Here is a 12,451-nt window from a genome sequence, read left to right on the forward strand (position 1 = left end):
CTTTATTAATATATCTATTGTATCAGTCATTAGTATTGTCGACAATATAGGCTAAAAGAATCATGCAATCCTGTTCGATATTATGGAATAATCAGAATAAATAAACAAATATTATTTTCAACTGTATAATCTTGTAATTGTAATAATCTGAAAGGCTGGTGTCTTCTTGTTAACAAAATATGATAATAAAGAAAAGTTTGATCATATATTTCAGTTATTTTCAAGTGGGCTGATATTTATTAATGACAGAGGAATACTATTAGACATGAATTCTTATGCCGAAAAAATTCTACTCATAAATAAAAATGACTATATTGGTAGAAATGCAAAGAATTTATATAATATGTTTAATCTTTGCGACGAAGAGAAGGAAATTCTCACAGAAAAACTCCAAAAAGAAGGATATTTGGAAAATCATTTGGAATACAAACCAATCGATGGTGAATATAAATATGTTCATGTAGTAATTTCTAAACAATTCGATAGTGGACTATATCTATTAGAAATAAATGATGAATCTGAAAAGATATATATGAAGAAAAGATTAGATCAATCTGAATCACTTCGTACATTAGGACAACTAGCTGCGGGAATAGCACATGAAATTCGGAATCCAATGACCTCGTTAAAAGGCTTTACACAATTATTAAGTCAAAATGCAACAGAAGATACTCAGCGTTATTTAACTGTTATAAAACACGAAATCGATCAAATGGAGAATATTCTAACGCAATTTTTAGAGCTTTCTAAACCAAGTAAATCTAAATTTACTGTTATTTATGTGGAAGACACAATTTTAGAAGTGGTTAACTTTATGGCGCCGGAAGCATTATTGAAGTCCATAAATTTAAATGTTTCTAGTCAGGTAACCAAAGAATGTCATGTTGTTGGAGATAGTCAATTATTGAAGCAGGTATTTATAAATGCTATTAAAAACGGAATAGAAGCAATGCCTAATGGTGGGAATATCCATATTAACATTTCCTGTAGGCCGGGACACCAAGTCAGTATTTCTGTGAAAGATCAAGGGCATGGGATTGATGATATAAATATCAATAAAATTTTCCAACCATTTTTTACTACAAAAACAACAGGGACAGGCCTAGGACTCTCACACGTTTACAAAGTTATAGAAGAACATGGCGGAAATATAGAAGTTCAGAGCATGGTTGGAGAAGGTACTACTTTCGATTTTATACTTCCCTGCAGAAAAAATAGGATGGTTTTTGACAATATAAACCACAGACCTATATAATAGTTGTTAATGTATTTAATATAGGTGAGGATGAAGTAATATGACAGCAGAACAATCAACCAGTGCTCTAAAACTATTTATAGTATTGTCACGTGCCCATAAAGTAATTCACGAATGTACCAATCAGTTTTTTCAAGAAAACGGTTTAAATCCCACTGAATTTGCTGTAATGGAGCTTTTGTATCATAAAGGTAAACAGCCACTTCAGCAAATTGGTAATAAGATCTTATTGGCAAGCGGTTCTATCACATATGTTGTGGATAAACTAGAGGGACGAGGCTATGTTAATCGAGTATCTAGTCCAACTGATAGACGTGTGACATATGCAGAAATATCTGCAGAAGGTTCAAAATTTATGGATGAGTTATTCCCTCGCCATGAAGAACAATTAGTCAATCTGATGGGCGCATTATCGGAAGACGAGAAGCAGGATGTAATTGAACTCATAAAAAAATTAGGATTATCTATTAAAAATTTATCATATTAAAAAGAAACTTCGAGCCTTGAAACAGGATCGAAGTTTTTTATTAGAGAGAATAAATAATACTACTAATTTCCTTAAGATTACCAGCCTCACGTAATGTGTAAACTGGGTTCATAAGCATCTTTTTGCACGGATTTATGTTCAATGTAAAAAGAGCAGTAGATAGTGTATTGCTCACTATCTACCGCTCCTAAACTATTATTTAATTTTAATTGTTTCTGCCATTTGTACAAATGTTTCAAGGGCAGGTGTCTCAACTGTGTCAAATACTGTTAGTTTAACAATAAGTCCTTCTCGTTCAAATACATAACCTGAAACTTTACCTTCAGGAGTATCAATTTGATGTGCAGAAGTATTTTTAATAGCTTCATTTGTTGGAATAAGATTTTCGTCTTTTATTTCTGTTACAGTAGAAGATTCATTGGATGCTTGTAAAGTTGTAACTAAATTTTCTTGAACATCCTCGATAGTTGCTTCATCTGCTGAGAAAGTTTCAATACGCATGGACTGTAAATCGTTGTTTTGATTGAACAATAGGTCTTTATTAGGTTCTTCTCCAGTTAGCTCATATCCTTCCACCACTGTGATGGAATAGTTTTGACTATCACTTTCCGTAGTAGTTCCTTCTAATACCACTTCCGGAGAATCGGCAGATTGAGCTGAGTCAGTGTCTGTAGCGGTTTCAGTCTCTGTCTCAGTTTCAGTTTCTATATTTTCCGTTTCCTCAGGAGTTGTTTGTTGTGTATTGTCAGTTGCCGTTTCTTCGGGTTTATCATGTTTTTCTGTTGTTGTGCTTGTTCCACAGGCCGCGAGTATAACTGTTAGTAAGAAGATGGTCAGCATTGTATAAATTTTTTTCATCATTATTCAGCTCCTTTTGTATTTGGACGATAAAGGTCTTCAAATGTTTCAATGGAAAGGCAAGATCAAAAACAATAGCACTAGCAATGTAATATGTGCGAGAACTATAGCAGTGATACTTCTTTTCCACTCGTATAGTATACCAAAGATAATACCGACGAAAAATCCTCCTAATATACCTATCCAAAAACCAGTGAAAATGAACGACAAACCAAAGAGCAAAGAACTCAAAATAACGGCAAACTTTGGCTGCATAAATTTTTTCAATTGCTGTTGGATTAATCCTCTCCAAAAAAGCTCTTCCCCAGGAGCAATGATGAATATTAATAATAGATAATGCCAAATGGTTGTTGGTCCAAAATGGCTTAAAAATTTATGAATACTACTTGTCCAATATGCTGGTCCCATTTCTAATACGAGATAAGCGCCTAGCATGCCAGCGTAAGAAAGCACGCCGAACATCATCCCAAGAAAAATTAAGCGGATAGAATTGTTGTCTTCTTCGATTTTGGAAAAATAGAAAAAAGCTGCCATAAGGAAAAATACGGAGAAAGTATAAAAGTACCAAAAAACTTTTTCATTTGAAAAAGTAATCCAGGATAGACCGTAAGCCAGAATTAATGAAATTACTAGTTGATATATTGGTGATTGACGAAACATAATACACATCCTTCTAATATTTAAAAAAACCGTCCATCTAATTGAGAGGAACGGCATGACGTTTAATCTTCATTACTATATAATATTTTATAACGCTTGTGGTTAATAACTGTTTTCTCTTCGGTCTCTAGTTCATTAAAGTTTTCCATATAAGTTAAATTAACTATTACCGAATTTTCATTTACTTTCTCTACAATACCTTGAAGACCGTCTTTAAATTCTATGATATTCCCAACTTCAGCTATTTTCATAGAGTGTTCCATCCCCTTAAGAACATAATATAATACAGTTTGCCTTAAAATTTCTCATACGTAAAGTATTTTAACTAAACTTCTTAAAAAAATATCGAAAATAATAGATGAAAGGATTTGAACAAATGCAAGAATCATATGAAGTAAAACTTAATATGCTACAAAGTGGGGAAATTAAAGAAATAGTCATTGAAAAAAATGATTTTATCGCTTTTAGAGAAGTTTTAGTACAACGTGAGGATTTTAAACATTTTTCTGGTAATGCAAAACAAGGAGGTCAGGTAGTATATACATTTTTAGAGGTTCCTAGGAGTTAAAGATGTCATAAATTGTCGTACACTTATTGGTTTAGTCTCGGTCTTCAACAGGTATACTGAAAAGAATATACATTGTTAAAAGGAGCGATTCAGTATGTCAGAGAAATGTTTAAAAAGATTAGAGTGTACTAGGGAAAAAATGTATAGATCAGCTTTAGAAAAAGGTGTTTTAAACTCTGATACGATTAAATTGAGTGAAGAGTTAGATCAATTATTAAATGAATTTCAATATATTAATACGGATGAAGAGAAATCTAAAATAGAGTGATAACAAGGGGAGAGAATAAATTGAGTAGTATATCATTATTACAAAGGGAACTGAATAAAGCTATTGTTGGAAGAGAAAAAGAAATTACCTTTATGCTAATGGGGTTGTTAGTAGAAGGGCATGTCCTATTAGAGAGTGTACCCGGCTCGGGGAAAACGATGATGGCTAAAGCTTTTGCAGAAGCTATTCACGGTGAATTTAAACGTTTACAATTTACACCAGACGTATTGCCTTCCGATGTTACGGGTATAAGCTATTTTCATCCACAAAAACAAGAATTCGTTCTTCGCGTAGGACCAGTAATGAGTAATATATTACTTGCTGATGAGATCAATCGTGCCACTCCACGAACCCAGTCAAGTTTGTTGGAAGCAATGGAAGAAAAACAGGTTTCCATAGACGGGGAGACGATTCTTCTTTTAAAGCCATTCATGGTAATTGCTACACAAAATCCAGTAGAATCGCAACAAGGGACTTTTTCCTTGCCAGCCGCACAATTAGATCGCTTTTTATTTAAATTGACGATAGATTATCCTTCCCAGGAACAGGAAAAAAGTATACTGCAGCAATTTGGTCGGACACCAGGAAAAGTAAATATAGAAAAAGTTGTTACATTGGACCAAATTCAAGAGTGGTCAGAACAAGTAAAAGAAGTAACTGTCCATGAGGATATCATGACATATATCATTCAAATTGTGCACTATACAAGAAATCATCCATACATAGAACTAGGTTTAAGTAGCCGAGCATCTTTAGCAGTCTTACAAGCTGCAAAGGCATATGCCTTTATTAATAATAGAGGGTTTGTGACGCCAGATGATGTGAAAAATGTTATTGAACCAGTATGTCTTCACCGGATGAAGTTATCCTCACAAGGTATGCTGATACATGATTTAACCGAAATTCTCAAAATAATAGTTGATGAGGTAGAAGCACCTGTTGAGGCTAATATACGATGAATTGGAATCGTCATGGTTCAGGCATGAGGAATACGAAGATGTACATAGATTTCCTCGTATTTGCTGTTATTCTAAGTTTTCTACTCAAGCAGTTTATCTTTGTTGCAGTTATTTCATTTTTATTGTTAGTCGCGCTAGTACAAATAATTTATTATCGCCAAGTAGGAAAAAAATTTGAATTTGTAAATGATAAAAAAAGAGTACGTTTAATGACAAATACAACTTCAGATTTTACATTTACTTTTCATAATAAAGGTTTACCAATTTGGAACGCAGTTTTAACGATTACATTTCAAACAACTATTAAGCCAGATGGAATACCTAATACACTAATAGGAGACTTTCACGAAGTTAAAATACCTTTTTCGATTGGTTATAAAAAAAGTGTCTCCTTAAAGGTGCCTATAAAAGGAGTGAGCAGAGGTCTTGCGAGGATTAAACAATTGGAAGTCCAAATACCTCATCCATTAACCGACGGATCTATCATATTGGTATTTAAGCCTTATATATTACTAGATGCCATTGTTTTCCCTAATATATATGATATTAAAGAAGTTTTTGTGCCATCTAAACTGAAGCAAGGTGATTTGGCATTAAATTCCTCTTTATTTGATGACTCTTTCTTCCCAGTAGGGACACGGGAATATGCTCCAGGGGATCAGTTTCATCATATACATTGGAAGGCGAGTGCAAAGACTGGGCAGTTGCAGACGAAGGTTTTTACACGTGTTGCTAATGTGTCTGTTTTATTTATTGTAAATGTTGGAGAAAAGTACAGTGTTCTATCTGATTTTGAACAGAAGTTAGAGTGGCTTGCTTCATACATAGATGCTTGCTATAAGGAAGATATCCCGTTTTCGTTTGCTATAAATGTTCGAGCTTCAGGGAAGGTTCCTTTCGTGTATCTACCTTTGGGTAGCGGGGATTCCCATCGTATACAGGCAATGGAAATACTCTCGATTCTATCGATTGCTAATAGTATTATTCCTTTTGATAAATTACTAGCATATATGAATTTACATGAGGAGCTACCAGTTGCAACGTTTGTGATGACGCCAGATACAGAAATGTATAGTCCGTTACTACATAGTTGGGAGCAACGAACAAATGTAATATATAAATCGCCTACGAAGATAGGGGGCATCTCACGTGGATAATATGATTACCCCTATAAAAGTTCAGGCACAGTCCATGGGGAAATACATTCAAGATGTCTGGATCATTGCACTACTTTTAGTTATATTCCAGCATAACACGACTTTTTCATTACCTTTTTTATGGATCATCCTTCAAATTATTATAGCTATTTTGGTTCAAATAATATTTAGTAAAACCGGTCCAAATCCTATTATTCCATTTATAATTCCTACCAGTGTCCTCTTAATATTATTTTTGTTTCATTCTCCTTTCTGGTTATTTTTAGTTGGCGTTGGAATTTCGATTTGGCGTGTACAAGTGAGATTTCTTCAAGAGCAGGATGATCAAACGTATGAAAGTGACTATTTTATATACTACTTTTTAGTATTTTTAGCCGTTCTTTTTATTGGTTTTATTCTGAAATTGGACGACTTTTCCATGACTTTATATGGTGTAGTAATTTCAGGAGTAGTAATATTTGTAGCGTTGAGACTTTATGCTGTTTGGATCAGCACAAACAAACAAAATTCAGCACCTCTTTTTCATGTGGTATGGGGATTTATCCTAGGCTTATTATGTATTGCTGGAGTATCGACCGGTTTATATTTAGTGACTCCATTTATCAGAAAAGTGCTAGATATTCTATTAGAGAAGGTTGTTAGTATTGCTATTATTCCATTCCTACCGTTATTAGAATATCTAGACAAGCTATTGAGTAAGTTAGAAATTAAAACACCTGAAGAAACCGAACGTATCCAGTCAGAAGAACCAACAGAATTGGAACCAACTGAATTGTTTGAGGGAATTACTGGAAGTGGCTTTCCGTTTGAAATAATTCTTTTCGCGCTAGCTGCTATAGTGATAATATTATTTGTTCGATTTTTATTGAAAAATAAATCAGATACAATTACGACAAAGCCTAGTGTTATCCATTATTTAAACAAAGAACTAGAGGATGACCAGGAGGAAAAGCAACCGAATAGTCACATCTCAATTTATAAAGTGAATACTTCTCTGTTAAGAGAAAAATATAAAGAATTTGAAGTAGAGGCTTCCTTCTATGCTTTTCATAGAACCAAGAGTGAAACTGTACGTGAGTGGTTTCTACGGATGAAATGGCCGGTGAAGGATGAGTTCTTTCAAATTTATGAAGAATTAAGATATGGAGATGTAACTATTTCCTCAGAGAAAGCCGAATTGTTCCTCTCAAACCTAGAAAAAATAAAAATAACATTTTTTTTCGAAAAAGATGTTTAAAAAATATAGAATGGGGCATATTAATAAAGAACACAGCAACATTCTCATTTCCCCCTTTTTTAAGGATCATCCAAAAGTTATATGGATGGTCCTCTTTTTTTGGTACACTAAATGTATTAACAATATAAATGGAGGATTAGCTATGTTAAAACAAATGAAGGTTGGATTTATCGGCACCGGTGTAATGGGCAAAAGCTTGGTGAAGCATTTATTAAATGCAAATCATGAAGTAACGGTTTATACCAGAACAAAGGAAAAGGCTGCTGATCTTGTAGAAGAAGGTGCAAAAATGGCATCATCTCCTAGTGAGGTTGCCCAAAAAGTGGAAATCTTATTTACAATGGTAGGTTACCCTTATGACGTGGAAGAAGTGTATTTTGGAGAAAGAGGCATTTTTCAAGTAAACAATCCGAATCTAATGGTTATCGATATGACAACATCCACTCCAACTTTAGCCAAAAAAATAGCTGACAAAGCTAATAAAAAAGAGATGCTATCGTTGGATGCGCCTGTTTCTGGAGGAGATATTGGTGCACAGCAAGGGAAGCTTTCAATTATGTGTGGTGGAGAGAAGTCGACTTTTGACCAAGCCCTACCAATCTTAAATCTCTTTGGGGAAACTATACTTTATCAAGGACCAGCAGGAGCAGGTCAACATACGAAAATGTGTAATCAAATAACTATTGCTTCAGGTATGATAGGTGTTTGTGAAGCATTAGCGTATGGAAAGAAGGCTGGCTTAGATTTAGATCAAGTATTGCGTTCGATATCAACAGGAGCAGCGGGTTCGTGGTCTCTTAGTAATTTGGCACCTAGAATGATTGCAGGTGATTATGAGCCAGGCTTTTACATTAAACATTTTGTTAAAGACATGAAAATAGCATTGGAAGAAGCAGAAAAGATGAATCTGCAATTACCTGGTTTAACTCTTGCTAAATCTTTGTATGATGATTTAGTTAATGAAGGTTATGCTGAAAACGGTACACAAGCCCTAGTTAATCTGTATATATAATATAGTAACTTTTTACTACCTCATGTTATACTAGTAGTATTACAAACTATAAAGGCAGGAGATTCATCATGAACGATCATAAAGGAATATTGCTTGAAAGTGGCACAAACGAATTAGAAATTGTGGAATTTCAAGTTGGACAAAATAAGTTCGGTATAAATGTGATCAAGGTAAAAGAAATAATTCAACCAATCCCAATTACTTTTATTCCACATGCGCATCCGCATGTCGAAGGGATTGTTCAACTTCGTGGTGAGGTATTGCCTGTAGTAAGCATGAATAGGGTTTTAGGAATACCGGTACAAAACAAAAGTGACCAAGAAAAGTTTATCGTAGCAGAATTCAACAAACAGCGTGTGATATTCCATGTGGATAATGTCACGCAGATTCATCGTATATCATGGGATCAAATTGAAAAACCATCAGAGATTTACCAAGGTAGCTCTTCCCATGTTATTGGAGTTATTAAAAGACAAGATGAAATGATTCTATTAATAGATTTTGAGAAAATCATAGTCGATATTAATCCTGAATCAGGTATAAGTGTAGAATCTGTGAAAAAGCTTGGTAAACGAGAGCGTTCAGACAAAAAAATTGTGATTGCTGAAGACTCACCTTTACTTCGTAAACTGCTACATGATACGCTGATCGAAGCGGGTTATGTTAACTTAGAATTTTTTGAGAACGGCTTAGACGCGATGGCCTATTTAGAGCAACTAACAACAGTAACGAGTGACATTTCGGAGCATGTGCAAATTGTTGTAACAGACATTGAAATGCCTCAAATGGATGGTCATGCGCTAACGAAAAGGATAAAAGAGCATAATCATTTAGCGAAGCTTCCTGTTCTTATATTCTCTAGTTTAATAACAGATGATCTTCGTCATAAAGGCGACCAAGTTGGTGCAGAAGATCAAATTAGTAAACCAGAAATAGCTGAACTAGTATTAAAAATAGACAAGTTTATTTTATAAGTTATTTTTGAAAGTATATAAAAATGTCCCGTAACAATGAGCTTAGGGAAAGTGAACTTCGTTGAGTGGAGCGCATGACGGCGACCCCAGTGGAACGGCACGAGCTGAAAGCCCGCAGGAAAGACAATGACCGAACTTTGTTTGGCTAATGTCTTTCTATTCTTAAAGGAACGGGTTTATTCGTTAGGTTTTTATTATAAAGTCATAGAAAACACAAAAAAACTAGCAGGGGGATTAGTTACTTTCTGCTAGTTTTCTCATTGTTTAATTTTCACATAATGCTTACCTATCTAAATAGGATTTCATTGTCCGTTTGTTTCGATTCTCTCTCATGTAGGGCTTAGTACAAACAACAGGTTTAGTTGAGGACTTTTTCACAATAAGTTGAGGACCAATATATTCGGTAAGTAACTGCTTAGCCATCTTTAAATTCATTTTTCGAATTGGGTTTCGATAAGAATCATCTAGATGTCCAAGATGCGGGAGGTTCTTAAAATCTTCTTTTACCGGAATCATATGAAAATAGTAGTCGGCATACTGGATTAAGACAGAGGACTGTTGTTGACTATGCTTCGGATTTCGAACGAAATGAAGTCCTACTTTCTTTGCTTTGTTTTCTGCTAAAAGCTTATTGATAGTTAACTTTTTCAATTCATAAAGTGGTTTGTTATCAATTGCGGTTTTCGCATGACGGTTTACTGTGTAGATTGCTGTTGCAATGTTTTTTTCGTCTAATATTAAGGACATATAATCCCCCCTTCGAACGCTGCTCCATTATTATATCATACCAATTCCTCAATAAATTGTGTACACAAATCAAAAAATATTATAAATAAATTTATTTGGATAACAATTCTAAAGATATTAGTGAATAAGACGATATAATGAAGTAAAGTTATTTCATATAACAAGTACTTTTGACGTGATCATTGGAGGACTATATGCATAAATCATTAAATACAAAATTAGCTATCAGTGATTATTTAATAAATCTCGTTAAAGAAAATCCATTCTTCCCAGTACTTGTACTCAAGCAAGATGAACAAAATAGATTTTCTATTATTTATGTAAACGATGCTACTACTTCCATTTTTCAGCCATTTGAACCAAATACACTTGAAGAGTTATCGAACCAATTACAAAAACTAATTCTTGGCAATAGAAATTATGAGTTTCATCAAAACATTCCTTTTACTATTCAAAAACAGTTAAATATATATGACATTTCTATTAGTTTGTTAGAAGATAGCTTAGAAAAAATTTATGGTGTGACACTGTACAAGAACACACAGTCTGAGCTTGAAAAAAGCAGGTTAAAAGAATATAAAGATAAATATCTTTCCTTATTTAATAACAATTTGGACCCTATTATTTCAGTTTGTGAGGACGGAAATATCCTAGATATGAACGGGATAACGTCAAAAATTTTAGGATATGATCCAAAAACCTTAGTTGGCCAATCAATTGAACACCTTATTGAAGAAAATTCAATGAGAAACTTCCAATTGATGATGAAGCAAACATTAACTGGGTATGCTACGGAAATGCAAAATTGCCTAATACAACATGTTAAAGGGCATTTTTTGCCTATGTATATAAAAGCGATACCACTAGAATCAAACAATACTATTAGTGGGTTCCATTTGGTTCTGCGTGATATAGCGGGGGAGTCAGAAGACCAAGAAAAATTATATTACCTTGCTTATCATGATCAATTGACTGGTTTATGGAATAGACGTGCCTTGAAGGAGCATCTACGGGATACGCTAGCTAATGCATCAGCTAATACAGAAATATCGGTAGTACGAATTGATTTAGATCGATTTAAAATGATAAATGAATCGCTTGGCTATAGTTATGGAGACGAACTGCTGAAAAAAATTGCAGATCGACTTAGTTTATACATAGATAAGACAAGTAATTTATATCGTCAAAGTGGAGACGAATTTGTTTTTATAGTTATTAATAAAACTAGAGATGAAACTAGTAGTTTTGCTAATAGAATCTTAATAGAACTTTCTAAGCCGCTATACTTAGATCATCAGGAATATTTCGTAACTGCTTCGGTTGGTATTTCCATGTTCCCCTTCGATGGGAAAAAGATGGATGAGTTATTAATAAAAGCGGACCAAGCTCTATATGTGGCGAAGGATAGAGGGAGGGCGCATTATCGTTTTTATCAAGAACAAATGAATTTAGCCTTTCCTAATGATGCCTTAATGGAATCGCATTTGCGAAGAGCGATTGAAAAAGAAGAGTTTTCTATTCATTATCAGCCACAGGTAAATCTAGTAACAGGTGAAATTAATTCATTTGAAGCATTACTTCGTTGGAATAATAGGAAATTTGGATATGTATCCCCTTTAAATTTTATACCGATTGCAGAAGAGTCTGGGATGATTATGCAAATTGGAGATTGGGTACTCGAAGAGGTTTGTAAACAGCTGAAGTATTGGCAGGAAAAAGGATATCGACCAGTTAGAATTGCAGTGAATATTTCGCCAAAACAATTTATTCAAGATAATTTTGCTATGAAGATAAACGAAAAAATTCAAAAGTATGCTATTTGTCCAAGTTCGTTAGAAGTGGAAATTACGGAAAGTGCAATGACGGATATGCAAGATACTTTTACTACTCTAAAAGAACTGAAGGAAATAGGCGTAGTTATTTCGATTGACGATTTCGGAACTGGATATTCTTCCTTAAGTTATTTAAAAAAATATCCAATCGATATTATTAAAATAGATCAATCATTTATAAAAGATATGGAATTAGATGAAAAAAATGCAGCTATTGCTACAACGATTATCCAACTTGCCCACAGTTTAGGTATGGAAGTTATTGCTGAGGGTGTTGAAAAGGATAAACAAGTAGAAATACTTAAATCTGCTAATTGTCAAAAAGCGCAAGGATATTTGTTCAGTGAACCAGTTTCAATTGAGTATATAAATAAATCATATATGCAGTATGTATAGCCGAAAATTCTTTATAAAAGAATTTTCGGTTTTTTTGTATT

The 12,451-nt window shown here is 33.9% G+C and carries 14 protein-coding genes; 10 read left to right on the top strand and 4 right to left on the bottom strand.

The features are described 5' to 3' along the window. Nucleotides 1–166: 166 nt before the first annotated feature. The gene (locus BLR36_RS01585) at nucleotides 167–1,255 is read left to right on the top strand and encodes an ATP-binding protein (protein WP_093059748.1); all 1,089 of its coding nucleotides are present in this window, start codon (nucleotides 167–169) and stop codon (nucleotides 1,253–1,255) included. 40 nt (nucleotides 1,256–1,295) lie between these two features. Continuing rightward, nucleotides 1,296–1,742, top strand: a complete 447-nt coding sequence (locus BLR36_RS01590) for a MarR family winged helix-turn-helix transcriptional regulator (protein ID WP_093059750.1) — start codon at nucleotides 1,296–1,298, stop codon at nucleotides 1,740–1,742. 195 nt (nucleotides 1,743–1,937) lie between these two features. Here BLR36_RS01590 and BLR36_RS01595 read toward each other — a convergent pair whose 3' ends face one another. From BLR36_RS01595 to BLR36_RS01605, 3 genes are all read right to left on the bottom strand, one after another. Continuing rightward, nucleotides 1,938–2,603, bottom strand: coding sequence for a hypothetical protein (locus BLR36_RS01595; protein WP_093059752.1), 666 nt, complete (start codon nucleotides 2,601–2,603; stop codon nucleotides 1,938–1,940). A gap of 45 nt (nucleotides 2,604–2,648) precedes the next feature. Continuing rightward, the gene (locus tag BLR36_RS01600; RefSeq protein ID WP_093059754.1) at nucleotides 2,649–3,260 is read right to left on the bottom strand and encodes a CPBP family intramembrane glutamic endopeptidase; all 612 of its coding nucleotides are present in this window, start codon (nucleotides 3,258–3,260) and stop codon (nucleotides 2,649–2,651) included. Between the two features lie 62 nt (nucleotides 3,261–3,322). After that, nucleotides 3,323–3,511, bottom strand: coding sequence for a YkvS family protein (locus tag BLR36_RS01605; RefSeq protein ID WP_090563100.1), 189 nt, complete (start codon nucleotides 3,509–3,511; stop codon nucleotides 3,323–3,325). A 125-nt stretch (nucleotides 3,512–3,636) separates the two neighbouring features. Here BLR36_RS01605 and BLR36_RS01610 point away from each other — a divergent pair, with 125 nt between their 5' ends. The 7 genes from BLR36_RS01610 to BLR36_RS01640 all read left to right on the top strand — a co-directional run bounded on the left by BLR36_RS01610 (nucleotide 3,637) and on the right by BLR36_RS01640 (nucleotide 9,435). After that, nucleotides 3,637–3,828: an abortive phage infection protein gene (locus BLR36_RS01610; RefSeq protein ID WP_093059756.1), complete on the top strand. Its 192-nt coding sequence runs from the start codon at nucleotides 3,637–3,639 to the stop codon at nucleotides 3,826–3,828. Nucleotides 3,829–3,922: 94 nt separating this feature from the next. Then, nucleotides 3,923–4,096 (top strand): aspartyl-phosphate phosphatase Spo0E family protein, encoded by a 174-nt coding sequence (locus tag BLR36_RS01615; protein ID WP_093059758.1) that lies wholly within the window; start codon nucleotides 3,923–3,925, stop codon nucleotides 4,094–4,096. A 20-nt stretch (nucleotides 4,097–4,116) separates the two neighbouring features. Further along, nucleotides 4,117–5,055 (top strand): AAA family ATPase, encoded by a 939-nt coding sequence (locus tag BLR36_RS01620; protein ID WP_093059760.1) that lies wholly within the window; start codon nucleotides 4,117–4,119, stop codon nucleotides 5,053–5,055. Next, complete coding sequence (locus BLR36_RS01625) at nucleotides 5,052–6,212, top strand: DUF58 domain-containing protein (RefSeq protein WP_093059762.1); 1,161 nt, start codon at nucleotides 5,052–5,054, stop codon at nucleotides 6,210–6,212. Before BLR36_RS01620 ends, BLR36_RS01625 begins: the two co-directional genes overlap by 4 nt. Then, entirely contained in the window at nucleotides 6,205–7,449 is a 1,245-nt protein-coding gene (locus BLR36_RS01630; RefSeq protein ID WP_093059764.1) for a hypothetical protein, read from the top strand. Before BLR36_RS01625 ends, BLR36_RS01630 begins: the two co-directional genes overlap by 8 nt. A gap of 142 nt (nucleotides 7,450–7,591) precedes the next feature. After that, nucleotides 7,592–8,461, top strand: coding sequence for an NAD(P)-dependent oxidoreductase (locus BLR36_RS01635; protein ID WP_254771306.1), 870 nt, complete (start codon nucleotides 7,592–7,594; stop codon nucleotides 8,459–8,461). 68 nt (nucleotides 8,462–8,529) lie between these two features. Next, entirely contained in the window at nucleotides 8,530–9,435 is a 906-nt protein-coding gene (locus BLR36_RS01640; protein WP_093059766.1) for a chemotaxis protein, read from the top strand. Nucleotides 9,436–9,717: 282 nt separating this feature from the next. Here BLR36_RS01640 and BLR36_RS01645 read toward each other — a convergent pair whose 3' ends face one another. Further along, a complete protein-coding gene (locus tag BLR36_RS01645; RefSeq protein ID WP_093059768.1) occupies nucleotides 9,718–10,182 on the bottom strand; it encodes a YkyB family protein in 465 nt (154 codons plus the stop codon). A 194-nt stretch (nucleotides 10,183–10,376) separates the two neighbouring features. On the opposite strand from BLR36_RS01645, the gene BLR36_RS01650 reads away from it, so the two are divergent. Next, the gene (locus tag BLR36_RS01650) at nucleotides 10,377–12,410 is read left to right on the top strand and encodes an EAL domain-containing protein (RefSeq protein WP_093059770.1); all 2,034 of its coding nucleotides are present in this window, start codon (nucleotides 10,377–10,379) and stop codon (nucleotides 12,408–12,410) included. Nucleotides 12,411–12,451 lie beyond the last annotated feature (41 nt).

It is taken from the genome of Psychrobacillus sp. OK028, assembly GCF_900103605.1.
Classification (GTDB): domain Bacteria; phylum Bacillota; class Bacilli; order Bacillales_A; family Planococcaceae; genus Psychrobacillus.

Excerpts from the sequence above, each read along its gene's own strand:
- BLR36_RS01605 (WP_090563100.1), bottom strand. The coding sequence starts at position 3,511 with ATGAAAATAGCTGAAGTTGGGAATATCATAGAATTTAAAGACGGTCTT.
- BLR36_RS01640 (WP_093059766.1), top strand. The coding sequence starts at position 8,530 with ATGAACGATCATAAAGGAATATTGCTTGAAAGTGGCACAAACGAATTA.
- BLR36_RS01615 (WP_093059758.1), top strand. The coding sequence starts at position 3,923 with ATGTCAGAGAAATGTTTAAAAAGATTAGAGTGTACTAGGGAAAAAATG.
- BLR36_RS01595 (WP_093059752.1), bottom strand. The coding sequence starts at position 2,603 with ATGATGAAAAAAATTTATACAATGCTGACCATCTTCTTACTAACAGTT.
- BLR36_RS01650 (WP_093059770.1), top strand. The coding sequence starts at position 10,377 with ATGCATAAATCATTAAATACAAAATTAGCTATCAGTGATTATTTAATA.
- BLR36_RS01610 (WP_093059756.1), top strand. The coding sequence starts at position 3,637 with ATGCAAGAATCATATGAAGTAAAACTTAATATGCTACAAAGTGGGGAA.
- BLR36_RS01625 (WP_093059762.1), top strand. The coding sequence starts at position 5,052 with ATGAATTGGAATCGTCATGGTTCAGGCATGAGGAATACGAAGATGTAC.
- BLR36_RS01600 (WP_093059754.1), bottom strand. The coding sequence starts at position 3,260 with ATGTTTCGTCAATCACCAATATATCAACTAGTAATTTCATTAATTCTG.
- BLR36_RS01635 (WP_254771306.1), top strand. The coding sequence starts at position 7,592 with ATGTTAAAACAAATGAAGGTTGGATTTATCGGCACCGGTGTAATGGGC.
- BLR36_RS01645 (WP_093059768.1), bottom strand. The coding sequence starts at position 10,182 with ATGTCCTTAATATTAGACGAAAAAAACATTGCAACAGCAATCTACACA.
- BLR36_RS01590 (WP_093059750.1), top strand. The coding sequence starts at position 1,296 with ATGACAGCAGAACAATCAACCAGTGCTCTAAAACTATTTATAGTATTG.